This is a genomic window from Streptococcus sp. SO2 (assembly GCF_030440025.1).
Window position 1 is genome coordinate 1 of the sequence record NZ_JAQFJH010000010.1, and the last position, 23,816, is coordinate 23,816.

Below are 23,816 nucleotides of genomic sequence, written 5' to 3' on the forward strand. Positions count from 1 at the left end.
ATTGGTAACGATCGTACCGGTTCGATTCCGGTCCTCGGCATATAATGATGAGCACCCTTAGCTCAACTGGATAGAGTACCTGACTACGAATCAGGCGGTTAGAGGTTCGACTCCTCTAGGGTGCATTCTTTTATTTAACGCGGGAAGTAGCTCAGCTTGGTAGAGTACTTGGTTTGGGACCAAGGTGTCGCAGGTTCGAATCCTGTCTTCCCGATTCATGGCGGTGTAGCTCAGCTGGCTAGAGCGTCCGGTTCATACCCGGGAGGTCGGGGGTTCGATCCCCTTCGCCGCTATATTGATCTTGTCGGACCTTTAGCTCAGCTGGTTAGAGCTCTCGGCTCATAACCGAGTGGTCGTAGGTTCAAGTCCTACAAGGTCCATTGTAAATAATGGAGGATTACCCAAGTCCGGCTGAAGGGAACGGTCTTGAAAACCGTCAGGCGTGTAAAAGCGTGCGTGGGTTCGAATCCCACATCCTCCTTTTTATATTAACGCGGGATGGAGCAGCTCGGTAGCTCGTCGGGCTCATAACCCGAAGGTCGTAGGTTCAAATCCTGCTCCCGCAATTTGGCTCGGTAGCTCAGTTGGTAGAGCAATGGATTGAAGCTCCATGTGTCGGCGGTTCGATTCCGTCTCGCGCCATATTTTATTTTACTAAGCGGGTGTAGTTTAGTGGTAAAACTACAGCCTTCCAAGCTGTTGTCGCGAGTTCGATTCTCGTCACCCGCTTTGAACGAAAGTTCATACCAAGTTTTTGAACTTGGGCGCGTAGCTCAGGTGGTTAGAGCGCACGCCTGATAAGCGTGAGGTCGGTGGTTCGAGTCCACTCGTGCCCATTAATAGGAGAATTACTCAAGAGGCTGAAGAGGACGGTTTGCTAAATCGTTAGGTCGGGTAACCGGCGCGGGGGTTCGAATCCCCCATTCTCCGTACGTTGAGAGTTGCTAGGCTCTTTTTTTGTATGTAAATCCCCCTTCTATATCATTAAAAGGGGGATTTGTTTATTACCAACTTGTTAGTGATATTTCTCCGCTATTTAGCCAGATAGTGTGTTTATCTTCAAGTTCGACTTGAAGTTGGCCGGATTCTGAGATTTCTTTTGCAAGCCCTTTTTTCAATTTTCCATCTAGCTGGAAGGTAACTTCTTTTCCAAGTACGATTGATCTTTCTTTATAGATATAAAGTAGCTCATCTGAATCCGTATTGTAGAAACAATTCCATATTTCGCTGATGAACTCATTACGACTAATTGGTGCAGCTGGCTTAAATAGGCTACCTGCTTTTTCTTTTAGGTCTTCTGGGAAGTCTTCGACAGAAAAATTTATACCAAGTCCGATAATGACGTCTGTAACCAAGCCTGTCTCAACTGATGTCATCGCTTCGGTGAGGATTCCTGCTATTTTTTTATTTTTGAAGTAGATGTCATTTACCCATTTGATATCTACTTCTATCATAGTTAGATTTTTAATGGCTTTGCAGACTGCAGCTGCCACAAGAAGAGTATAGGATGGGAGTTTTTCATAGGGAAGGTTTGGTTGAATATGCAGAGACATATAGATCCCGCCCTGAGATGGAGAATAGTAGGGGCGCTGAAAGCGGCCACGACCTGCCGTCTGACAGGTTGAAAGATAGAGTGTATTTCCTTTGTTTCCAGCTTCAATCCCTTCTTTTGCATCTGTTTGGGTTGATTTTGTCTCAGGTTTGTAGCGAATGGTTAAGTTGGTGTTCTCCTGAATCAAATCAGGCAATATCAGATCGCCTTGAATAAGCTTATAGCCTCTATTTTTGATACTGTCAATTTCTAGGCCTTCTTGTTGAAGACGTTGGATCGCTTTCCATATGGATGTACGGCTTAAATTCAGTTCTTCTCCGATTTTTTCTCCGCTAACATAATCGTTTTCTCTAGCTAATATTTGGTAGACTAGTTGGTGTGATTTCATTGATTTTCCTTTCTAGCTAAGAGGGAGTGAGAGTATTCTTTTCGAGTTTGACTAGGTGTTTTATGAAAAAACTGTTTGTAGGCTTTTGAGAAATGTAGTGGGTCTGAAAAACCTACAGAATATGCAATGACTTTGATCGTTTCATTTGTGTGTTCTAGTAACTGTTGAGCACGGTTCATTCGAACGAAAAGTAAATACTCTTTTGGAGAGAGTTGGTGAAATTCTTTAAACACACTAGTTAAGTAACTTCTATGAACCGATAGCTCTTTTGCTAAATCTTGAATGGTGAGCGATCGTGGATAGTGACTATCAATTAATTGTTTGCAGTCAAGATAGAGCTGGTGAGTTGATGAAATATTCTCTTTTTTCTGATTGGGAGCAATCGTTCCTAGATGAAACATTAGTTCATGGAGTTGTCCCATGATGTGGAGTTGAGCCAATTCATTAGATTTTGTAATCTGAGCAAAGCAGACAATATCTGAGATGAGTTTTGCAGTTGTTTGTGTATGACAGTTATTTGACTGGATGAGGTAGGATTGGTCAGAAATTTGAGATAGAGCAAAGTAGTCAGGTGCCCTCCCTCCAGTGATCCCCAACCAGTAGTAAGCCCAAGGATCCTGGCTATCTGCTTGATAGAATGTTAATTCATCTGGTTTTAGTAAAAAGAAATCTCCTGCCTTTAAATCAACAATTTTCCCCTTATAATGGAATTGACCTTTTCCTTTAGTAATGTAATGTAGTACATAGGTATCTCGAATAGCTGGACCAAAAGAGTAATTAGGCGTGCATTCTTCATAACCGTAGAAGCTAAGAGAAAGATCAATTGTTCCAGTCTGGTATTCTGAAAAAACGAGCATGGGCCACCTCCTACCTAACATTTTACCATACTTTGTAGACATTTCTCTATTTTAGAAAGCGCTTTTATGTGCTAAAATTTTATCAAGAAATAGATGAGGTACAATTTATGGGAGTTCGAATAGAGAATAATCTATTTTACGTTGAGAGTAAAGGTTTAAGTTTGATTATTGAAAATAGGGATGGATTCTTATTATTAAAACATTTAGGAAAGACTATTAAGAACTATAGAGGGGCTAATAGTGTTTACGAACGCGATCATGCTTTTTCTGGTAATCCCATAGCTACTAATCGAACCTTTAGTTTGGATACGCAACGTCAGATTTTTGGACAACATGGTTTGGGTGACTTTAGAAAACCAACTTTACAGGTTCAACATGATGCAACTGAAGTAACAGACTTTCGATTTGTAGAAGCAAAGATTTTAAAAGGTCAGAATGGTCCACAGGGCTTACCTTCTCCTCACAGCATGGATGCTACAGAGACGCTTGCCTTGATTTTAAAAGATTCTAAGGCTCAACTTAGTCTGACTTTGTATTATACAGCTTTTGATAATGATGCGACAATTGCTAGTTACAGCAAATTGGAAAATAATAGCAATCAGGAAGTTGTCATTTATAAGGAATTTTCTTTTATGGCTGATTTTCCTGCTGCAGCTTACGAAATAGTAACTCTGCAGGGAGCTTATGCTCGTGAAAAGACTGTCCGACGTCAACAGGTAGAGCAAGGAATCTTTTCGATTAGTTCGAACCGTGGAGCTTCTGGGCATGCTCAAACACCTGCTCTTATATTATGTGATCAAGGAGTTACAGAGGATGCTGGGAATGTGTTTGCTATTCAACTGATGTATAGTGGAAACTTCGAAGCTTTTGTCCAAAAGAATCAACTGAATGAAGTTCGGGTGGCTATTGGCATTAATCCAGAAAACTTTTCTTGGAAGTTAGATCCTGAGGAAAATTTTGAAACACCGGTAGCTTTAGTGACCTATTCAGATAAGGGATTAACTGGTATTAGTCATGAAAGTCAGAATTTTGTACTTAAGCACATTATGCCAAGTAAATTTTCTAAAAAAGAGCGTCCAATTCTAATCAATAACTGGGAAGCTACCTACTTTGACTTTCAGAGAGAAAAACTGTTAGAACTAGCTGATGAAGCTAAGAAAGTTGGAATTGAACTTTTTGTATTAGATGATGGGTGGTTTGGTAATCGCTTTGATGATAATCGTGCTTTAGGTGATTGGGTTGTGAATGAGAAAAAACTGGGTGGAAGTCTAGAAAGTCTGATTTCAGCGATCCATGAAAGAGGTTTGCAGTTTGGGCTTTGGTTAGAACCGGAGATGATTTCTGTTGATAGCGACTTGTATCGCAAACATCCTGACTGGGCTATTCAGGTTCCAGGTTATGAGCATACCTATTCTCGAAATCAATTAGTACTTAATCTTGCCAATCCTCAGGTAGTAGAATATTTGAAAAATGTTTTAGATGAACTCCTCTTTCATCATAAAATTGACTACATCAAATGGGATATGAACCGCAATATCACTAATCTGGGGAATGGTTCAGTTTATCTGGAAACCCAGATGCAGTCTCATCAGTACATGATGGGGCTTTACGAACTCGTTTCTTATCTGACAGAGAAGCATAGCCATATTCTCTTTGAGTCCTGCTCAGGTGGTGGTGGACGAAATGATCTTGGTATGATGCGTTATTTCCCACAAGTCTGGGCTAGTGATAATACTGATGCTATTGCACGTTTACCAATCCAATATGGTTCATCCTATCTCTATCCAACCATTTCTATGGGGGCTCATGTGTCAGCAGTGCCAAATCATCAGATGGGACGAACGACACCATTGGAAACTCGTGGTCATGTGGCAATGATGGGAAATCTGGGCTATGAGCTTGATTTGACAAGTTTATCAGATGAAGAGAAGGCTGAGATTGCTAATCAGGTGAACTTGTATAAAGAATTGCGACCAGTAGTCCAGTTGGGGAATCAGTATAGGTTAATCAATCCCGATGCTGAATCCAATGAAGCAGCTGTGCAATTTAACTATGGAAATCAAACGATTGTGACCTACGTCCGAGTCCTGTCAGTTGTGGAAACAATGGAAACCACCTTGAAACTGAAAGACTTAGAAGTGGAAGGGCTTTATGAGCTGGAAGGGACAAACATTGTTTACTCGGGTGCAGAGCTCATGTATGCAGGTTTAACTGTTACCCTATCACCAGGAGATTTTTTGAGTAGACAGTATAAATTCAAAAGACTATAATAAAAGCGTATAAATTTATCAAGGAGGCATTCCAATGAAATGGTATAAGAAAGCAGGTTTTCTTTTAGTAGCTGTGGCAAGTTTACTAGGCCTAGTGGCTTGTGGTCAGAACAATCAATCAGCTGATGGCAAGGTAACGATTGAGTTTTTTAACCAGAAGACCGAGATGGCAGATACCTTGCAAAGGATAGTGGATGATTTTGAGAAGGAACACCCTAATATTGATGTAAAGCTGACTACAGTACCTTCAGCTGGAATTGTTCTAAAGACTCGGATTTTATCAGGAGATGTTCCAGATATTATTAATGTCTATCCTCAAAATATGGATTTTCAGGAGTGGGCGAAGGCAGGCTATTTTGCAGATATGACAGAAAAACCCTATCTTGAGAACATCAAGAATGACTATGCCGAAAAGTATGCAATCAATAACAAGATTTATAGTGTGCCATTAACAGCCAACCTTTATGGAATCTATTACAATAAAACGAAGTTTAAAGAATTAGGACTTGAGGAACCGAAGACTTTTAAAGAATTTCAAGAGATTGTCAAAAAGATAAAAGATAGTGGGAATTCTCCATTTGCGGTTGCAGGCAATGAAGGCTGGACATTAAATGGTTACCACCAACTTTCTCTCATTACCCTTACGGGTAGTGGAGACGCGGCTAATAACTATCTTCGCTTTTCAAAACCAAACGCAATCTCTGCAGATGATGCTATTTTAAAAGCAGATGCAGAACGACTCGATTTATTAGCAGATAATGCTCAAGATGGTTGGCGTGGTGCCTCTTATAATGATGCGGTGGTAGCATTTTCGAGTGAAAAAGCCTTGATGATGCCACAAGGATCATGGGCATTAGCCGCAATTAATCAACAGGATCCAAAATTTGAGGTGGGGATGTTCGCTTTTCCTGGAGAAGAAGTAGGAAAAGAAGTCACTGTTGGTGCAGGGGATATGGCATTATCAACTTCAGCTACTACCAAACATCCGAAAGAAACCGAAGAATTTATCAGCTATATGACTAGTCCAAAAGCTATGCAGTCATACTATGATGTAGATGGATCACCAGTTGCGGTGAAAGGCATACAGGAAAAAGAAGATTCAGCGCTTGCAGCTATTTCTAAACTGGCTTTTACGGACAAACATTATGTTTGGTTGGGCCAACGCTGGAACTCTGAAGAAGACTTTTTTAATCTAAGTGCAGGTTACCTGATGGATAAAAATCTGAAAAATATGGCAAACAATCTCAATGCTTTCTTTAATCCAATGAAGGCAGATTTGGACTAGAATAGGAGTTAAGATGATATGGCTATTCGAAAATTTTTAAATAAATACTGGGGTTGGACATTTTTGCTCATCCCGCTTGCTTTACAAGCTATCTTCTTTTACTTTCCAATGGTACAAGGTGCTTTCTATAGTTTGACTAACTGGACTGGATTGACCTATAATTATAAATTTGTTGGTTTAAATAACTACAAATTGCTGATGATTGATGGGAAATTCTTCACAGCCATAGCCTTTACTTTGATTTTAACTCTGGCATTGATTATTGGAGAGATTACGATTGGGGTGGTTGTGGCACGAGCCTTAAATTCGAAGATGAAGGGGCAGACCTTCTTTAGAGCTTGGTTCTTTTTCCCGGCTGTTTTGTCTGGTTTGACAGTTTCCTTGATTTTTAAACAATTCTTCAACTATGGGCTTCCAACGATTGGAAAAATTTTAGGGATTGGTTTTCTACAAGAGAGTCTATTGGGGACACCAGTCGGAGCGGTAGTGGCAACTATTTTTGTTCTTCTATGGCAAGGAGTAGCAATGCCAATCATTCTCTTTCTTGCTGGTCTTCAGAGTATTCCAACTGATATTTTAGAGGCAGCATCAATTGATGGTGCAACAAGTAAACAAACCTTTTGGAAGATTGAATTGCCCTATTTACTGCCAACGATCTCAATGGTTTTTATCTTGGCTCTTAAGTCTGGTTTGACAGCCTTTGACCAGATTTTTGCATTGACGAGTGGTGGTCCAAATAATGCTACAACGTCTCTTGGACTTTTAGTCTACAACTATGCTTTCAAGAGTAATCAATATGGATATGCGAATGCAATTGCCTTGATTTTATTCTTAATTATTGGAATTGTTTCTCTGATCCAAATCAAGCTATCAAAGAAATTTGAAATCTAATAGAGGAGTCCTACACATGAAAAAAGAAGAAAAATTGAATCAGTTTTGGAAATACGTCCTCTTGATAGTCGGTGGTATTCTTATACTTGTTCCTTTGTTGGTAACAGTATTTAGTTCTTTCAAGACAACTAAGGATATCATGAATCATTTCTTTAGTTTGCCCAATCCTTTTACGTTGAGTAATTATGAACGATTGATTTCGGATGGAATTGGAGGCTATTTCTGGAATTCAGCAGTTATTACGGTGTTATCATTGATTGTAGTGGCTTTCTTTATACCAGCTGCAGCTTATTCCATTGCTCGAAATATGTCCAAGAAAAAAGCCTTTGCAATTATGTATTCGCTCTTGATTTTAGGGATATTTGTTCCATTTCAGGTGATTATGATTCCCATCACAGTTATGATGAGTAAACTCGGTCTAGCAAATATGTGGGGGCTAGTAATACTCTACCTAACTTATGCTATTCCACAGACTCTCTTCTTGTATGTTGGTTATATAAAAATCAGTGTACCAGATAGTTTGGACGAAGCTGCGGAAATTGATGGGGCTGATCGTTTTACAATTTATCGTCGAATCATTTTTCCAATGTTGAAGCCCATGCATGCGACAACTTTGATTATCAATGCTCTCTGGTTCTGGAATGACTTTATGTTGCCACTCTTGATTCTGAATAAGGATTCTAAGATGTGGACTTTACCTCTCTTCCAATACAACTATCAAGGTCAGTACTTCAATGACTATGGCCCAAGTTTTGCATCTTATATTGTGGGAATTGTAACGATAACCATTGTCTACCTCATCTTCCAAAAACATATCATTTCAGGAATGAGTAACGGGGCAGTGAAGTAACAAGATACAAAGCCCGTTAAAAGCTCACAGTGAAAATAGGGAATCTGAATAAGAAGCCTTGGTTTCTTGGAAGATTCATCTTTTTCACACAGAGCTTAGGGCGTGTTCAATTAAGATACAAAGGAACGGTTCAGCTTGTTGGCAATTCTATGTAGAAAACAAGAAAGTCGTATTTAGTTGATTGCAGTCTATATTAGTACTGAACAAAAATCTAAAAATATCTTTCATTTACGAAGCCAGGTCATATAAGACTTGGCTTTCATCAGAAAAAGGAGAACATCTATGACCATTCAAAATAAAACTATGTTGATTACTTACTCAGATAGTCTTGGAAATAACCTTAAAGACTTGTATGAGAATTTGGAAGAACATTTTGGCGATGCTATTGGGGGAGTTCACCTTCTACCATTTTTCCCGTCAACAGGTGATCGCGGATTTGCACCAGTGGACTATGATGAAGTGGATCCAGCGTTTGGTGATTGGGAGGATGTTAAGCGTTTAGGTGAGAAATATTATCTTATGTTTGACTTTATGATTAACCATATTTCTCGTCAATCTAAATATTATAAGGACTATCAAGAAAAACATGAAGCTAGTGAATTTAAAGATCTCTTTTTAAACTGGGACAAGTTTTGGCCGGAAAACCGTCCGACACAAGCTGATGTAGATTTAATTTACAAGCGTAAGGATCGTGCACCAAAGCAAGAGATCGTTTTTGCAGACGGTTCAGTAGAACATTTGTGGAATACCTTTGGTGAGGAGCAGATTGATCTTGATGTGACCAAAGAAGTAACGATGAGCTTCATCCGTAAGACGATTCAACATCTAGCAAGTAACGGGTGTGATTTGATTCGCCTAGATGCTTTTGCTTATGCGGTGAAGAAATTGGATACCAATGATTTCTTTGTGGAACCAGATATTTGGGACTTATTGGATAAGGTCCGGGATATAGGAGCTGAATACGGTGCAGAGCTCTTACCTGAGATTCATGAACACTATTCGATTCAGTTTAAAATAGCGGATCATGATTACTATGTTTACGATTTTGCCCTTCCAATGGTGACCCTTTATACTCTTTACAGTTCCAGAACAGAGCGCTTAGCTAAGTGGTTAAAGATGAGCCCGATGAAGCAATTTACGACACTAGATACCCATGATGGGATTGGAGTGGTAGATGTCAAGGATATCCTGACCGATGAGGAAATTGACTATGCTTCAAATGAGCTCTATAAGGTTGGAGCGAATGTCAAACGTAAGTACTCTAGTGCAGAGTATAACAATCTAGATATCTACCAAATCAATTCAACCTACTATTCTGCACTTGGAGATGATGATGTCAAGTACTTCCTCGCTCGTTTGATTCAAGCTTTTGCGCCAGGCATTCCTCAGGTTTACTATGTGGGTCTATTAGCAGGAAAAAATGACTTGAAATTATTAGAAGAAACCAAAGAAGGTCGAAATATTAATCGTCATTACTATAGCAATGAGGAAATAGCAGAAGAAGTTCAACGTCCTGTGGTGAAGTCCCTTCTCAATCTATTTTCTTTCCGTAATCGGTCAGAGGCCTTTGACCTAGAAGGGACTATTGACATTGAAACACCAACAGCTCACAGCATTGTAATCAAACGTCAAAATAAAGACAAGTCCGTAACAGCAGTAGCAGAAATTGATTTGCAAAGTCAGACCTATCAAGTAGTGGAAAACGGTAGAAACATTCAGTTCTAGTGCCATATTAATGAAAGATTTTTTTTGTGGCGAAAACGTGTTCATTGTTCCCAAATGACGGAAAAAATGGTAGAATATAAAGATAGTTTAGCATTTATCTTCTGGAGAAATCCAGAACAGAAAGGATCCGTTTTGAAATCAATTGGATTACTGGATAAGATAAGAGGGCTTTCGAAAAAAGATTTCTTTTTGTATCTGATGATCATGAGTATCTTTTTACCTTTTTATTTGTTCTTATCACTCTTTGCTTTATATTTGATAGGTTTACTTGTTACTGGGGAGATGAAGGGAATTATCAAAGGATTAGCCAAACATCCTGTACTTCTCTTTTTTATTGCCTACAGTAGTGTCATTTCCATCGTCGCCAAGAACTGGCTTGGTCTAGCAGCATCTTTCCTGATGCTCCTATTTCTTATTTTCTTTAGTTTTTACCAGAAGCGTCTGACGCATGCTTTCTTTCGACTGATACTCCAGACGGTTTTGTTTGGTAGTGTTGTCTCTGCCGCTTTTGCTACTTTGGAGCATTTCCAAATTGTAAAGAAATTTAACTATGCCTTTCTTTCACCAAATATGCAAGTATGGCACCAAAACCGTGCAGAGGTCACCTTCTTTAATCCTAACTACTATGGGATCATTTGTTGCTTCTGTATCATGATTGCCTTTTATCTCTTTACAACGACGAAGCTAAGATGGTTGAAAGTCTTTTGTGTGCTAGCAGGTTTTGTAAATCTTTTTGGTTTAAATTTCACGCAAAATAGAACAGCCTTTCCTGCTATTATCGCTGGAGCCATCATTTATCTCTTTACGACCATTAAAAACTGGAAGGCCTTTTGGCTTAGTATTGGGGTCTTTGCGATTGGCTTGAGTTTCCTTTTTTCTAGTGATTTGGGAGTTCGGATGGGAACTTTAGATTCTTCTATGGAAGAACGCATTTCTATCTGGGATGCTGGGATGGCCTTGTTTAAGCAAAATCCTTTTTGGGGGGAGGGGCCATTGACCTATATGCACTCTTATCCTCGGATAAATGCTCCTTATCATGAACATGCTCACAGCCTTTATATTGATACGATTCTGAGTTACGGAATTGTGGGAACCATTTTATTAGCTTTGTCTTCTGTTGCTCCTGTTCGTTTGATGATGGATATGAGTCAGGAGTCGGGGAAACGTCCAATTATCGGTCTTTATCTATCTTTCCTTACAGTGGTTGCTGTGCATGGAATCTTTGACTTGGCCCTTTTCTGGATTCAGTCAGGTTTCATTTTCTTGTTAGTTATGTGCAGTATTCCATTGGAGCGTCGAACTTTGGTATCAGACATGACGGATTAAGTTTATAAGATTGAAATCTTCTACCTTGAGTAGGAGATTTTTTACTGAGAAAAATTAGTTCTAAGTCGAAATAGTTGACAATTGGAATAATAAGTATTATAATATTTTTTATTCGTATCGATATAGAAATAAATTGGAGGTTTCATGAAATATTGTCATTTGGTAGCCCATCATATTCGTTTGTTGAATGGGCGGATTTTTCAAAAGTTACTGAGACAAGACCCTGACTCTCTTTATCGGAGTGAGCAGGGAAAGATTTTAGCGGTTTTATGGAATAGTAAGACGGGCTGTGCAACTGCGACAGATATTGCGCTTGCGACTGGGCTTGCTAATAATACGTTGACGACTATGATAAAAAAGTTAGAGGAGCAAAATCTTATAACTGTCAGTCCGTGTGGAGAAGATAAGCGTAAGAAGTATTTAGTTTTAACAGAGTTGGGCAAGTCCCAGAAAGAAGTTGGGCAACGTGTCAGTCAGAGATTGGATACTATCTGTTACAAAGGATTTTCAGAGGAAGAAATTCGTCAGTTTGAAGGTTTTCAAGAAAGAATTTTGGCTAATCTGAAAGAGAAGGAAAATGAGGTTTAGAGTGGGGTAAATTAGTTATTAAAAGGTTGGTAACTTGACCAACCGAGGAAAATTTTAAATTGAGGACAAAGAATGATTGAATACAAAAATGTAGCGCTACGCTATACAGAAAAAGATGTTTTGAGAGATGTCAATTTACAGATTGAGAATGGGGAGTTCATGGTTTTAGTTGGGCCTTCTGGGTCTGGTAAGACGACCATGATCAAGATGATTAACCGTCTTTTGGAACCAACTGATGGAAATATATACATGGATGGTAAGCGCATCAAAGACTATGATGAGCGTGAGCTTCGTCTTTCTACTGGTTATGTTTTACAGGCCATTGCTCTGTTTCCCAATCTAACGGTTGCGGAAAATATTGCCCTCATTCCGGAGATGAAGGGCTGGACTAAGGAAGACATTGCGAAGAAAACAGAAGAGCTTTTGGCTAAAGTTGGTTTACCAGTGGCTGAGTATGGGCATCGTTTACCTAATGAATTATCTGGTGGAGAACAGCAACGGGTCGGTATTGTTCGTGCTATGATTGGTCAGCCTAAGATTCTCCTCATGGATGAGCCCTTTTCAGCCTTGGATGCTATTTCGAGAAAACAGTTGCAGGTTCTGACGAAAGAATTGCATAAAGAGTTTGGAATGACAACGATTTTTGTGACCCATGATACGGATGAAGCTTTGAAATTGGCGGACCGTATTGCTGTCTTGCAGGACGGAGAGATTTGTCAGGTGGCGAATCCCGAGACCATTTTAAAGGCTCCTGCAACAGACTTTGTAGCAGACTTGTTTGGAGGTAGTGTTCATGACTAATTTGATATCAACTTTTCAGGAGCGTTTTAGTGATTGGGTAACAGCTCTATCTCAACATTTGCAGTTGTCACTTTTGACCTTGTTACTAGCTATTTTTATTGCTATTCCCTTGGCTGTTTATCTTCGCTATCATGAGAAGTTGGCGGACTGGGTCTTGCAGATTGCAGGAATTTTCCAGACTATCCCGTCTCTGGCCTTGTTGGGACTCTTTATCCCCTTGATGGGAATTGGAACCTTGCCTGCTTTGACGGCTCTAGTGATTTATGCGATTTTCCCAATTTTGCAAAATACCATCACTGGGCTAAAGGGAATTGATCCAAGTCTGCAAGAGGCTGGGATTGCCTTTGGGATGACCAGGTGGGAGCGTCTCAAGAAGTTTGAAATTCCACTTGCCATGCCTGTCATAATGTCTGGTATTCGGACGGCGGCGGTTTTGATTATCGGTACGGCAACCTTGGCTGCCTTGATTGGGGCAGGGGGACTGGGTTCTTTTATCCTTTTGGGAATTGACCGTAATAATACCAGTCTGATTTTGATTGGGGCCCTTTCTTCAGCAGTGCTTGCCATTGCCTTTAACTTCCTACTAAAAGTGATGGAAAAAGCAAAATTGCGGACGATTTTCTCTGGTTTTGCCTTGGTGACCATATTGCTCGGTCTGTCTTATAGTCCAGCCCTCTTAGCTCAAAAAGAGAAAGAAAACTTGGTGATTGCTGGGAAATTGGGACCTGAACCAGAAATTTTGGCAAATATGTATAAGTTGCTGATTGAAGAAAATACCAGTATGACTGCGACTGTTAAGCCGAATTTTGGGAAAACAAGCTTCCTCTATGAAGCTCTGAAAAAAGGGGACATTGATATCTATCCTGAATTTACTGGTACGGTGACTGAAAGTTTGCTTCAGCCATCACCCAAGGTAGGTCATGGGCCAGATCAGGTTTATCAGGTGGCGCGTGATGGCATTGCCAAACAGGATCATCTGGCCTATCTAAAACCTATGTCTTATCAAAATACCTACGCTGTAGCTGTTCCGAAAAAGATTGCTCAAGAATATGGCTTGAAGACCATTTCGGACTTGAAAAAAGTGGAAGGGCAGTTGAAGGCAGGCTTTACACTCGAATTTAATGACCGAGAAGATGGCAATAAGGGCTTGCAATCAATGTATGGTCTCAATCTCAATGTAGCGACTATGGAGCCAGCTCTTCGCTATCAGGCAATTCAGTCAGGCGATATTCAAATCACAGATGCCTATTCGACAGATGCAGAGTTGGCGCGTTATGATTTGCAGGTCTTGGAGGATGACAAGCAACTCTTCCCACCTTATCAAGGAGCGCCACTCATGAAAGAAGCTCTTCTCAAGAAACATCCTGAGTTGGAGACAGTTCTCAATAAACTAGCAGGTAAAATTACTGAAAGCCAGATGAGCCAGCTCAACTACCAAGTCGGTGTTGAAGGCAAGTCAGCAGAACAAGTAGCCAAGGAGTTTTTACAAGAACAAGGTTTGTTGAAGAAATAGCTTGAAAATGCTAAACTCAACTTTGCTAAACGACCATATAGAAAATGCTCAGACAATCTTGTCTGGGCATTTTTAGTGCCAGAAATAAAGATTTTCATTTTTAAATGGAAAATAAGAGGAAATTTTCAGGATTTTCTAGATTTTTACTGTAAATACACTTGACTATTCAGAGAATAGGTGTATAATGTGTTGTGAACTACTTAACAAATAAAGATTTCCAGCTCATGTCGACTAAGGATGGAAATCTTGTGTATAGACAGTTCAGTAGATATATAATAGAGCGTTGCGTCCGAAAGTCTATCCAGACACGGCTCTTTAAAAACAAAAGGAGAAGATTATGAAAACAGAACCAATTCATCGTACCAGTATGTGGAAATTTAGGTTAAGTGCTGCCACCATGACTTTGATTCCCGCTGCCGTGGGGATTAACTATGTTGCCAAAGCCTTGGCGGAGGGGTTAAAGTTGCCCGTTTGGCTGGGGTCTTTGGGAACCTTTCTTACCAGCATGTTGGCTGGGCCGGTTGCCGGTGCCATTAGTGGTTTCATCAACAACGTGATCTATGGGCTGACCTTATCGCCAATTTCAACCGTGTATGCGATTACCAGCATCGGAATTGGGATTGCTGTCGGAGTTTTGCACGCCAATGGGTGGTTCTCGTCAGCGCGACGAGTATTTGTTTCTGCTATTATTATTGCCATCGTTTCAGCTGTCATTTCAACGCCACTCAACGTCATCTTTTGGGGTGGTCAGACCGGTATCGCTTGGGGTGACTCATTGTTTGCGGTAATGGTCGCCAATCATGCACCAGTGTGGCTGGCCTCATTTATAGATGAGTTTGTCTTGGATATTTTGGATAAAGTCTGCGTGGCCTACCTGGCATTCTTCATCTATCGTCAGCTGCCGAAGCGGATGGTGCACTTCTTTAGCGATGATAAATGATGACTGATAAAACATTGATTTCTGGAGCGCCACGGGTCAAGCTCAAGTGGTACCAGGTGATCGATCCGATTACTAAGCTCTTGTTCATCTTGAACATGACGTTGTTGAGCTTTGCCAGTATGAATTTATTGCTTCAGGCCGGATTAATTCTTGTCGCAACACTGCTATTGTTATTTTCCAAATTGAGTTCTACCACCTTTAAGGCGCTGGGATTCAGCCTGTTTCTGATTTGCACCATGCTGATCATCCAAGGGTTATTTTACAGTCGGAATCAAACTGTGCTGTTTTCTGTGTTTGGGGTGTCGTTCTACAAAGAAGGCCTGATTTACGCCACCACTCTGGGTTGTCGAGTATTGGTGATTATTTTGACCAGTGGCTTTTTTATGGTGACCACGAGTATTTCAGAAAACGCGGCCTATTTGGAACTGTCCGGATTGTCTTATAAAACCGTCTACGTTCTGATGTCGGTGTGTTATATTTTGCCGGAAATGATGCGCAATATGCGGAAAATCCAGCAGGCACAAAAAGTTCGCGGAACCAATCCGCAAAAAACGTTGATTCAGAAATTAAAGTCAGTCCTGCCGGTTCTAATTCCATTGGTGATTAAGACCTTGGATCAATCGATGACGCGGTCGATTTCTCTCCAACTGAGAGGTTTTGATAATCTCAACCGGACTGTCAGAACCTCCCAGCGCGTGTATCGCCTGTCGCGGACGCTGCACATTGGTCTGACTGGATTGGCAATTTTATTGATTGGGTGGAAGATATGGACGAAGATAAACGGATTGTAATTGAAAATTTGACCACCCGTTATCCGGGTACTGAGCAACCACAACTGCGTCAGATTAACGCGGAGGTTCATACCGGCCAGGTGGTTGGGATTATCGGGAATAGCCACTCCGGCAAATCGACTTTGTGCCGTGTGCTGGCAGGGGTCATTCCCAAAATTGTGTCTGCTGAGATTGAGGGCGATTGGCACATGTTTGGCCAGCGAGTGTCTGACAATTGGCCTGTTTATAATGCCATGAATGGAGTTGTACTGCAAAATCCAGCTGGCCAACTAAGCGGGTTGGCAGACACGGTTGCCGATGAAATCGCCTTTGACTTGATTAATCAGGGAATGGCTGAAGGACTGATTCAAAAACGGGTTGAAGAAGTTGCCACGCAAATGGGGCTGATTGAACAGCTGAATTTGCGTCCCGAGAGCCTTTCCGGTGGTCAGATTCAGCGGTTGGCAATTGCCACGGCGATTGTGGCTAATCCGGCTGTTTTGATTATGGATGATCCGACCAGTGAGATGGATCCCCTTGGCCGCCGGCAATTTTTCCAATGGCTGGCCCAAGTCAAAGAGACGACTGTCTTCATTGTCACCAGTGAAATTGACGATTTGTGCGAAGTCGCCGACGTTGTGTGGGTGCTGCACGAGGGTCAAATGGTAGCCCAGGGCAGGCCGGGTGAGGTGTTTAATCATTTGGCAGCTGACTGGCAGATTCCAGCCCCGACAATCCAGCAACTTGCTCAAAAAATGGATTGGCACTTGGCTGATGGCCGGTATCCGGTGAATTACGCTGATTTGAAGGAGGTTCGTTATGTCCACAATTGAACTGAGCCACCTGACGTTCACTTATCCGGAACGGTCCTTTAGCTTGGATGTTGAAGACAAACACTTCGCCGATCCGATGGTGGCGATTGTCGGCCAAAATGGTGCCGGCAAATCAACGCTCTTCAAATTGTTGACGGGTTTGCTGACACCACAAACCGGTGTGATTAAGATCGATGGAGAAAATTTTAATGATCTTAAACCAGTCGAAAAGTTACTGAAGGTTGGGATTACTTTTCAGAATCCTGACGATCAGCTTTTCAACCCGACCGTTCAACGAGAGGTGGAGTGGAATGTCGCGCAGGTCATGGATGACCACGACACGATTACGAGGCGGGCTTTAGCGGCTCTAAAAAGAGTTGGCTTGGATGATAAAACAGCTGAAAGTCCATATGACCTGTCATTGTCGGAACGCAAGCTGTTGAGCGTTGCCACAGTTTTGGCAGTGGATCCGGCGATTTATTTATTTGATGAGCCGATGATGTCGCTTGATTGGGAAAGCCGGCGCAAGTTGACCGCAATTTTCCATCAGTTGGCTGATTCGGGCCACCAAGTTGTGACCATCACCCATGACATGGATTGGGTCGCCGCCGAGTTTGAGTCGGTGTATGTTATGGAACACGGGAAGTTTAGCTTCGCCGGCAGTCCACGGGAATTGTTCAGCAATCACGAACTTGTCCAGCGAGTGGGATTACTACCACCGCGGATTATGGACATAGCGGAGTCGCTGGGTGATTCACAGACATATTTATCGGTTAATGATTATTGCCAGAAAAATCGAGATGTATAGAAAAAGTCACCTCTGCGGGTTTTCCAGGTTGAAGGATTAACTTCAGCTTCTGGCAAGAACTCACATGGGTGACTTTTGTGTTTAATAACGTTTCATGATCATCGGGTGCTTCCTCAGATCACTCGGTTTGATTTTACTTTGTTTCATGGTCATAATCATATACCATTTCTTTTGGATTTTTTGTTTGACTAATACAAAATAGGTCTTCATAGGTCTTCGCATTTTTAGCGCCCATTAGGATCATCAGTATAATTTTCTGAATTAGGAGACTGTCCCATCACTATTCGAACTTCGTCTCCCAACTTACGCTGTTCCCATTCATCCGTGAATCCTTTAAATCGCAATTCTGGAACTTTCTTTTTAACTGAATCATCTATTTTCGCCATAGTCCCCACCATTTTATTGGTTTTTCTTGTTTTTCTATCCTTTTTTGATCTTTGATTTGTTCCTGTAAATTTTCCAACTTCTCTTTAAGAGCGTTCACTTCATCTTTATATTGATTGTCTAAGTGTTTGAATTCTGTTTCCTGTGAGGGCATTTTGAGGGCTTTTAAGTTATCATTTTCCGCCTTGTATTCTTCTAGCAACTTTTTATCTTGCAAGGCTAATCGTTGTTACTGGTCTAACAAATTAGTTAATTTTTCTATTTGTTGGTCTTTGGTATTTGATTTGCTACTACTTTCTACTTTACCTAAAATTATTTTTTCTGCTTTAGAATTTATTAGATTAGACCCATTGGAACTTTTAAGCTGTAATTCTTTTGGTAACCTTTGGTAGTGATATTGAATATTTTGTTTTGTAACACTCAACTCATCCGCCAGCTCTTTGATCGTTTTTAAGTCTTCACTCATGGTTTAAGTCCTGCCTTTTAACCGTTGGTAGATATTGTTCAATGGCTTTTTTGAGGTAGCGTGCGATATTATGCTTAGAATATTCTTCACGTCTGCTGGCAACATAAGACAAGTGGTCTTTAACACTATTTAGCCCTCTTAATTCTTTCAGTTCGTCATAGAGGGAGTAAACATGGACTTGCAATCCTGCCATGATTTTTGTATCTTGCATTTCAAACGGACTTAGCAACATATTTTCTAGCAATAGCGTGGTGTACTTGCTTTTCATTGCTTCAATAGCTAGCTTATCTTCGGTTTCTGCTTTGCGTGCTTTATCTTCTTGATAGGCGGTATCTTCTAACTTATAGCTGTTATCGTCTGCTCGACGTTTCTTTCGTAACCAGATATCCAATGTTAAACCGTCCGCATCAATCGCTCGATAGAGATAATGCCAACGCCCCTTAATTTTGATATAGGTTTCATCCATTTTCCACGAATAGAAGGACTGTTTATTTTTCTTTTTCCAGAGATGATAGAGGATTTTACTGTATTCTTGAACCCACCGATAAATCGTAGTGTGACAAACATTTATTCCACGGTCATAAAGCAATTCCTGAACTTCACGATAGCTCAGATTGTAACGTAGGTAATAACCAACAGCGACAATGATGACGTCTTGTTGGAATTGTTTGCCTTTAAAATGATTCATCTCTCAAGCCTTACTAACCTTTTTTCTGCTCTTTGAGAAGCTGAAGGTCGTGCTAGTAACTACCTATTTGGTTTGATTAATTCCATCATTTATCTGGTGCTTGCCCTTCAAAAAGGCTTCTATGGTGAGGTTTTAACAACTCTCTATTTTACAATTATGCAGCCAATTGGACTTCTAGTGTGGATCTACCAAGCACAGTTCAAGAAAGAAAAGTAGGAGTTTGTCGCGCGTAAACTGGACGGCAAGGGTTGGACCAAGTATCTTTCCGTTAGTGTTCTTTGGTGGTTGGCCTTTGGATTCATTTATCAGTCTATCGGAGCCAATCGTCCTTATCGCGATTCCATCACCGATGCGACCAATGGGGTTGGGCAAATCCTCATGACAGCTGTTTACCGTGAACAATGGATATTCTGGGCTTCTACCAATGTCTTTTCAATCTATCTCTGGTGGGGAGAAAGCCTGCAAATCCAAGGGAAATACCTAATTTATCTCATCAATAGTCTAGTTGGGTGGTATCAGTGGAGCAAGGCAGCAAAAAGCGCTTAAAAAAGTAAAAAAAGGATCAGATGATCCTTTTTTTGTGTTAGAGCAAAATGAATAATACCGTAATGATAATAGCGGTCGTTATACGAACGATGTGGTGCGAGATATGTTGTTTTTCTTTCTGTTGGCCGTTCCAGTAGGCACCATAGCAGACGATACTCGAGCCCACAATCCATAGAAGAATGGTTGCAAGTGGGACGAAGTAAAAGATAGCTAGAGCCAAAGAGGTGAGGCAACTGCCGACCAAGATACACTTGTTTCCCAAACTGTAGTTCTTTTGTTTCATGGCTGAAAAGGCAGCAGCAAGGTGAAGCAATGAGAAGGCGAGAGCTAGTACAATTGTTAGTATTCCTAGAATCATCGAAGTTAACATAGTTGGTTCCTTTCTGAGTTTCAGGCTTAGTTATCAAGTGGAGTTGTAGAGGTCATCTCCATTACATCAAGGTAAAATCTCACCACTTGCTCTTCGGTATAAGATTTTCCTTTTTTTAGCCACCAAGTTAGGGTCTCGATAAAGTTCGTCACAACAAAATGCTGGAGGTAGGAGGCCGGAATGTTTGGATAGGCCTCTTGCAAGTCATCCGCCACCATGGGATAAACGTGGTGTTCGAGTTCCTTGTGTAGTTGGCGGAGGAAGTAGTCGTTTTTAGAAAAAAGGAGACTGGTGACATGGTCCTGGTTTTTCTGAAAATGTAAAAAGATATGTGCGAGGTAATCCTTGGTCGTAAAGTGTCCTTCCCTTTCAAAGAGATGATGAAAGAGGTAGCGACAGAGCTCATCTAAAAGGAGTTCCTTACTTTCATAGTGACAGTAAAAAGTAGAACGTCCAACATCTGCTAGGTCAATGATATCCTGGACAGTAGTGGCATCATAGCCCTTGTCGTTCAAAAGTTGTAAAAAAGCTTGATAGATAGCTTTTTTCGTCTTACTAACCCGACGGTCTCTTTTTGGCATATAGACACTTGAGACAAACTGTTCAGAACTGAACATAGTTTACAGTTTGCTTCTATCCTTTCTTTGAATTTTATTAGATAATACAAATGAAAGAAGTATGTATATACCCATTATACCAAAGGAGGGAGAGAAATGAGTTCTAAAACATCTATCTGGTTAGCTTTTTTCTTAAATTTAAGCTATGCGATTGTTGAGTTTATAGCAGGAGGAATCTTTGGTTCGAGTGCAGTTCTTGCTGATTCTGTTCACGACCTGGGAGATGCTATGGCCATTGGCATCTCAGCCCTTTTAGAAACGATTTCCAATCGTGAAGAAGATAGACAGTACACCTTGGGTTACAAACGCTTTAGTCTTTTAGGGGCCATGCTAACGGCTGTGATTCTTATGATAGGGTCTGTCCTAGTGATCTTGGAAAATGTCACAAAGATCGTTCACCCTCAACCCGTTAATGAAAATGGTATCCTATGGCTGGGAATCATTGCAGTGGCTATTAATGTGCTAGCTAGTCTAGTAGTCCGTAAAGGAAAGACAAAGAACGAGTCTATTCTTAGCTTGCATTTTTTGGAAGACACCCTTGGTTGGCTGGCTGTCATCCTAATGGCGATTATCCTCCGATTTACAGATTGGTATATCCTCGATCCGCTTTTATCGCTGGTTATTTCTATCTTTATTCTGTCGAAAGCCATTCCTCGCTTTTGGTCTACCCTTAAGATTTTCTTAGATGCTGTGCCTGAAGGTATCGAGACTGCTAAGCTAGAGAAAGAGTTAGCAAGGCTAACTAATGTTAAAAGTGTAAATCAACTCAGTATTTGGTCCATGGATGGTCTGGAAAATGACGCCATTGTTCACCTCTGTATCGAGGACGGGGAGCAGATGATGGGGACCAAAGAAGCAGTGCGTCAATGTTTAGAAGAAAGAGGCGTGCAGAATATTACTATTGAAGTGGACAGCAGTCAAAGCAATCATGCGCAACATAGGCGGAGGGTGAGAGAGTTAGAGCAGAAGCATGGGCATCATCATTAGAAAAGACGACCTCAATAAGAGGTCGTTTTGATATTCTATTCATTCCGTGTACTTTCTCTCAATGTCAGTCTGGTGCCCAGCATGGTTAGGCTAGGTATTTTGCGACCGTGTAGAACTTCCTTGTTAAGAATATCCATCCCTGCTCGGCCCATTTCTTCGGTATAGACAGTGATGCTAGAAAGGGGAGGATAGACCTGCTTAGTCAGGCTGGTGTCGTTAAAAGAAATGAGGCTGACGCGGTCTGGTAGGCTGATTCCAGCTTCTTGAAGGGCACGAAGGGCGCCGATGGCTAAACTATCGCTGGCAGCGAAAAAGGCTGGTGGGAGTTGTTCTCCTAGCTTGTGAATGGCCTCCTTCATCAAGTCATAGCCAGACTGGGCAGTAAAGCTCCCCTGAAAGACCAGTTCTTCATGGTAGATACCATTTGCTTGGGTAATGTCTTTGAAATTCTCTAGCCGCTTATCCTGGATAATTTCTTCCTGGTCGGTTGTTTCCTCAAGGCCTGTGAGAATTCCAATACGGTTCATCCCTTGGCTGAGGAAATGGTCTACAACTTGTTTCACAGCAGTGTAAAAGTCAGTGATAATACAGGTATGACCTAATGAGAGGGTATCGCTGTCTATAAAGACTAAAGGTTTTTGGTATTCTTCAAAGGCAGCAATCTGAGCTCGGCTGAACTTTCCGATGCAGAGAATGCCGATCACTTCCTCGCTTAATGTAAAAGGATGGTCGTTAAAATAGCGCAAGATATCATAGTCCAACTCTTGGGCTCTTTTTTCAATACCGAGACGAATCTGGTAGTAGTAGAGGTCGTCCAACTCCCCTTGTTCGCTGACCCATTGGATAATGGCAATCTTTTGCTTGGGCTTGTGGGATTCGCCTGTCTTGAGATGCTTGGTGTAGCCCAGCTCTTCAGCGACAGTTAAAATACGGTGTCTGGTTTCTTCTGTAACAGATAGACTCTGGTCGCGATTGAGGACACGAGATACGGTCGCGATAGAGACAGAGGCTAGCTGTGCGATGTCTTTTAAGGTAGCCATAAATCCTCCTCCTTTTAGGTTAGTATATCATATTTTTCTGCTTTTTACTGATAGTTTAGTAAAAGTTTAGTAAAAAGGATTGACCTTGGCAACTCCCTTGGATACAATAGAAGAAAACGATTACACGTTAAGGTGACTTAACGACAGTCAAAGGAGAATTTATATGACACAAGATCTTACTACTGAAGCCCTTCGCAAAGACTTTCTTGCCGTTTTTGGTCAAGAAGCAGACCAAACTTTCTTTTCACCAGGTCGTATCAATTTGATTGGTGAACACACAGACTACAACGGTGGGCACGTTTTTCCAGCTGCTATTTCCTTGGGAACCTATGGAGCGGCTCGCAAGCGTGACGACCAAGTCTTGCGTTTCTACTCAGCCAACTTTGAGGACAATGGTATCATCGAAGTGCCTCTTGCTGACCTCAAATTTGAAAAAGAGCACAGCTGGACCAACTATCCAAAAGGGGTTCTTCATTTCTTGCAAGAAGCTGGACATGTGATTGACAAAGGGTTTGATTTTTATGTTTATGGGAATATCCCAAATGGTGCAGGCTTGTCTTCATCAGCATCTTTGGAACTTTTGACAGGGGTTGTGGCAGAGCATCTCTTTGGTTTAAAACTAGACCGTTTGGATTTGGTTAAAATCGGAAAACAAACAGAAAATAACTTTATCGGAGTCAACTCTGGTATTATGGACCAGTTTGCTATCGGTATGGGAGCTGACCAACGGGCCATTTACCTGGATACCAATACGTTAGAATACGACTTGGTGCCACTTGATTTGAAGGACAATGTCGTTGTTATCATGAATACCAACAAACGTCGTGAACTGGCGGACTCTAAGTACAATGAACGCCGTGCTGAGTGTGAAAAAGCTGTCGAAGAATTGCAAGTTGCCTTGGATATTCAGACCTTGGGTGAATTGGATGAGTGGGCCTTTGACCAATACAGCTATCTGATTAAAGATGAAAATCGCTTAAAACGTGCTCGCCATGCTGTGCTTGAAAACCAACGTACCCTCAAAGCACAAGCAGCTCTTCAAGCAGGTGATTTGGAAACATTTGGTCGCTTGATGAATGCATCTCACGTTTCTCTAGAACATGACTATGAAGTAACTGGCTTGGAATTGGATACTCTTGTTCACACAGCTTGGGCTCAGGAAGGTGTTCTTGGTGCTCGTATGACAGGGGCAGGATTTGGCGGATGTGCCATTGCCTTGGTGCGAAAAGACGCTGTTGAGTCCTTTAAGGAAGCTGTAGGCAAGCACTACGAGGAAGTCGTTGGATATGCTCCTAGCTTCTATATCGCTGAAGTTGCAGGTGGCACTCGCGTCCTTGACTAG

24 protein-coding genes, 10 tRNA genes and 1 pseudogene are annotated in these 23,816 nt (G+C 41.3%); 26 read left to right on the plus strand and 9 right to left on the minus strand.

Going from position 1 to position 23,816, the window contains the following annotated elements; all coding sequences use genetic code 11:
- Window positions 1-51 precede the first annotated feature (51 nt).
- The 10 genes from PCY17_RS08375 (at window position 52) to PCY17_RS08420 (ending at window position 930) form a co-directional block, all read left to right on the plus strand.
- Window positions 52-125 (plus strand) — tRNA-Arg (locus tag PCY17_RS08375).
- A 15-nt stretch (window positions 126-140) separates the two neighbouring features.
- Window positions 141-214, plus strand: a tRNA-Pro gene (locus tag PCY17_RS08380).
- A gap of 5 nt (window positions 215-219) precedes the next feature.
- Window positions 220-293: transfer RNA gene (locus PCY17_RS08385), tRNA-Met, on the plus strand.
- 13 nt (window positions 294-306) lie between these two features.
- Window positions 307-380: transfer RNA gene (locus tag PCY17_RS08390), tRNA-Ile, on the plus strand.
- Window positions 381-391: 11 nt separating this feature from the next.
- A tRNA-Ser gene (locus PCY17_RS08395) sits at window positions 392-481 on the plus strand.
- 11 nt (window positions 482-492) lie between these two features.
- Window positions 493-566, plus strand: a tRNA-Met gene (locus tag PCY17_RS08400).
- Window positions 567-569: 3 nt separating this feature from the next.
- Window positions 570-642, plus strand: a tRNA-Phe gene (locus tag PCY17_RS08405).
- A 16-nt stretch (window positions 643-658) separates the two neighbouring features.
- Window positions 659-729 (plus strand) — tRNA-Gly (locus PCY17_RS08410).
- 33 nt (window positions 730-762) lie between these two features.
- A tRNA-Ile gene (locus PCY17_RS08415) sits at window positions 763-836 on the plus strand.
- 6 nt (window positions 837-842) lie between these two features.
- Window positions 843-930, plus strand: a tRNA-Ser gene (locus PCY17_RS08420).
- 74 nt (window positions 931-1,004) lie between these two features.
- Here PCY17_RS08420 and birA read toward each other — a convergent pair.
- Both birA and PCY17_RS08430 read right to left on the minus strand, forming a co-directional pair.
- Window positions 1,005-1,940: a bifunctional biotin--[acetyl-CoA-carboxylase] ligase/biotin operon repressor BirA gene (gene birA / locus PCY17_RS08425; RefSeq protein WP_301393292.1), complete on the minus strand. Its 936-nt coding sequence runs from the start codon at window positions 1,938-1,940 to the stop codon at window positions 1,005-1,007.
- Complete coding sequence (locus PCY17_RS08430; RefSeq protein WP_049478407.1) at window positions 1,937-2,797, minus strand: AraC family transcriptional regulator; 861 nt, start codon at window positions 2,795-2,797, stop codon at window positions 1,937-1,939. Before PCY17_RS08430 ends, birA begins: the two co-directional genes overlap by 4 nt.
- A 107-nt stretch (window positions 2,798-2,904) precedes the next feature.
- Here PCY17_RS08430 and PCY17_RS08435 point away from each other — a divergent pair, with 107 nt between their 5' ends.
- The 13 genes from PCY17_RS08435 to PCY17_RS08495 all read left to right on the plus strand — a co-directional run bounded on the left by PCY17_RS08435 (window position 2,905) and on the right by PCY17_RS08495 (window position 17,376).
- A complete protein-coding gene (locus PCY17_RS08435; protein ID WP_049479600.1) occupies window positions 2,905-5,067 on the plus strand; it encodes an alpha-galactosidase in 2,163 nt (720 codons plus the stop codon).
- A 34-nt stretch (window positions 5,068-5,101) separates the two neighbouring features.
- The gene (locus PCY17_RS08440; protein ID WP_049501569.1) at window positions 5,102-6,352 is read left to right on the plus strand and encodes an extracellular solute-binding protein; all 1,251 of its coding nucleotides are present in this window, start codon (window positions 5,102-5,104) and stop codon (window positions 6,350-6,352) included.
- Window positions 6,353-6,370: 18 nt separating this feature from the next.
- Entirely contained in the window at window positions 6,371-7,243 is an 873-nt protein-coding gene (locus PCY17_RS08445) for a carbohydrate ABC transporter permease (protein ID WP_001007691.1), read from the plus strand.
- Between the two features lie 16 nt (window positions 7,244-7,259).
- Window positions 7,260-8,093: a carbohydrate ABC transporter permease gene (locus PCY17_RS08450; RefSeq protein WP_000711270.1), complete on the plus strand. Its 834-nt coding sequence runs from the start codon at window positions 7,260-7,262 to the stop codon at window positions 8,091-8,093.
- 282 nt (window positions 8,094-8,375) lie between these two features.
- A complete protein-coding gene (gtfA, locus tag PCY17_RS08455; protein ID WP_033606274.1) occupies window positions 8,376-9,818 on the plus strand; it encodes a sucrose phosphorylase in 1,443 nt (480 codons plus the stop codon).
- A 132-nt stretch (window positions 9,819-9,950) separates the two neighbouring features.
- Entirely contained in the window at window positions 9,951-11,144 is a 1,194-nt protein-coding gene (locus PCY17_RS08460) for an O-antigen ligase (RefSeq protein WP_038805734.1), read from the plus strand.
- A 144-nt stretch (window positions 11,145-11,288) separates the two neighbouring features.
- Window positions 11,289-11,732, plus strand: a complete 444-nt coding sequence (locus PCY17_RS08465) for a MarR family winged helix-turn-helix transcriptional regulator (RefSeq protein ID WP_000872569.1) — start codon at window positions 11,289-11,291, stop codon at window positions 11,730-11,732.
- A 72-nt stretch (window positions 11,733-11,804) separates the two neighbouring features.
- On the plus strand, window positions 11,805-12,533 hold the full coding sequence (locus PCY17_RS08470; RefSeq protein WP_084859528.1) for an ABC transporter ATP-binding protein: 729 nt from the start codon (window positions 11,805-11,807) through the stop codon (window positions 12,531-12,533).
- On the plus strand, window positions 12,526-14,046 hold the full coding sequence (locus PCY17_RS08475) for an ABC transporter permease/substrate-binding protein (RefSeq protein WP_049519670.1): 1,521 nt from the start codon (window positions 12,526-12,528) through the stop codon (window positions 14,044-14,046). Before PCY17_RS08470 ends, PCY17_RS08475 begins: the two co-directional genes overlap by 8 nt.
- Before the next feature lie 337 nt (window positions 14,047-14,383).
- Window positions 14,384-14,986, plus strand: coding sequence for a hypothetical protein (locus PCY17_RS08480; protein ID WP_049489595.1), 603 nt, complete (start codon window positions 14,384-14,386; stop codon window positions 14,984-14,986).
- A complete protein-coding gene (locus PCY17_RS08485) occupies window positions 14,986-15,777 on the plus strand; it encodes an energy-coupling factor transporter transmembrane component T (RefSeq protein ID WP_000130449.1) in 792 nt (263 codons plus the stop codon). Before PCY17_RS08480 ends, PCY17_RS08485 begins: the two co-directional genes overlap by 1 nt.
- Window positions 15,753-16,589: an ABC transporter ATP-binding protein gene (locus tag PCY17_RS08490; protein ID WP_000343048.1), complete on the plus strand. Its 837-nt coding sequence runs from the start codon at window positions 15,753-15,755 to the stop codon at window positions 16,587-16,589. Before PCY17_RS08485 ends, PCY17_RS08490 begins: the two co-directional genes overlap by 25 nt.
- On the plus strand, window positions 16,576-17,376 hold the full coding sequence (locus PCY17_RS08495) for an energy-coupling factor ABC transporter ATP-binding protein (protein WP_000103851.1): 801 nt from the start codon (window positions 16,576-16,578) through the stop codon (window positions 17,374-17,376). Before PCY17_RS08490 ends, PCY17_RS08495 begins: the two co-directional genes overlap by 14 nt.
- Before the next feature lie 224 nt (window positions 17,377-17,600).
- Here PCY17_RS08495 and PCY17_RS08500 read toward each other — a convergent pair whose 3' ends face one another.
- Genes PCY17_RS08500 through PCY17_RS08515 form a run of 4 tightly spaced genes read right to left on the minus strand, consistent with a single transcriptional unit; the run spans window position 17,601 to window position 18,914 of the window.
- Window positions 17,601-17,762 carry a hypothetical protein gene (locus PCY17_RS08500; protein ID WP_001062367.1) on the minus strand — a complete coding sequence of 54 codons (162 nt, stop codon included), beginning with the start codon at window positions 17,760-17,762 and terminating at the stop codon, window positions 17,601-17,603.
- Window positions 17,750-17,977: a hypothetical protein gene (locus PCY17_RS08505; protein WP_001152922.1), complete on the minus strand. Its 228-nt coding sequence runs from the start codon at window positions 17,975-17,977 to the stop codon at window positions 17,750-17,752. The genes PCY17_RS08500 and PCY17_RS08505 overlap by 13 nt, the downstream gene beginning before the upstream one ends.
- 12 nt (window positions 17,978-17,989) lie before the next feature.
- Window positions 17,990-18,226: a hypothetical protein gene (locus PCY17_RS08510; protein ID WP_001287839.1), complete on the minus strand. Its 237-nt coding sequence runs from the start codon at window positions 18,224-18,226 to the stop codon at window positions 17,990-17,992.
- Window positions 18,219-18,914, minus strand: a complete 696-nt coding sequence (locus tag PCY17_RS08515; protein WP_084921747.1) for an IS6 family transposase — start codon at window positions 18,912-18,914, stop codon at window positions 18,219-18,221. Before PCY17_RS08515 ends, PCY17_RS08510 begins: the two co-directional genes overlap by 8 nt.
- Before the next feature lie 39 nt (window positions 18,915-18,953).
- Here PCY17_RS08515 and pnuC point away from each other — a divergent pair.
- A pseudogene (pnuC, locus tag PCY17_RS08520) lies at window positions 18,954-19,460 on the plus strand (nicotinamide riboside transporter PnuC); the annotation flags it as partial.
- A gap of 37 nt (window positions 19,461-19,497) precedes the next feature.
- On the opposite strand, the gene PCY17_RS08525 reads toward pnuC, so the two are convergent.
- Together PCY17_RS08525 and PCY17_RS08530 are read right to left on the minus strand one after the other, a co-directional pair.
- Window positions 19,498-19,830, minus strand: a complete 333-nt coding sequence (locus PCY17_RS08525) for a hypothetical protein (protein WP_042902620.1) — start codon at window positions 19,828-19,830, stop codon at window positions 19,498-19,500.
- A 26-nt stretch (window positions 19,831-19,856) separates the two neighbouring features.
- Window positions 19,857-20,411 (minus strand): TetR/AcrR family transcriptional regulator, encoded by a 555-nt coding sequence (locus PCY17_RS08530; protein ID WP_042902742.1) that lies wholly within the window; start codon window positions 20,409-20,411, stop codon window positions 19,857-19,859.
- A gap of 132 nt (window positions 20,412-20,543) precedes the next feature.
- On the opposite strand from PCY17_RS08530, the gene PCY17_RS08535 reads away from it, so the two are divergent.
- The gene (locus tag PCY17_RS08535) at window positions 20,544-21,434 is read left to right on the plus strand and encodes a cation diffusion facilitator family transporter (protein WP_301393305.1); all 891 of its coding nucleotides are present in this window, start codon (window positions 20,544-20,546) and stop codon (window positions 21,432-21,434) included.
- 35 nt (window positions 21,435-21,469) lie between these two features.
- Here PCY17_RS08535 and galR read toward each other — a convergent pair whose 3' ends face one another.
- Window positions 21,470-22,474: a DNA-binding transcriptional regulator GalR gene (galR, locus tag PCY17_RS08540; protein ID WP_000212493.1), complete on the minus strand. Its 1,005-nt coding sequence runs from the start codon at window positions 22,472-22,474 to the stop codon at window positions 21,470-21,472.
- Between the two features lie 163 nt (window positions 22,475-22,637).
- On the opposite strand from galR, the gene PCY17_RS08545 reads away from it, so the two are divergent.
- Window positions 22,638-23,816, plus strand: coding sequence for a galactokinase (locus PCY17_RS08545; RefSeq protein ID WP_000189888.1), 1,179 nt, complete (start codon window positions 22,638-22,640; stop codon window positions 23,814-23,816).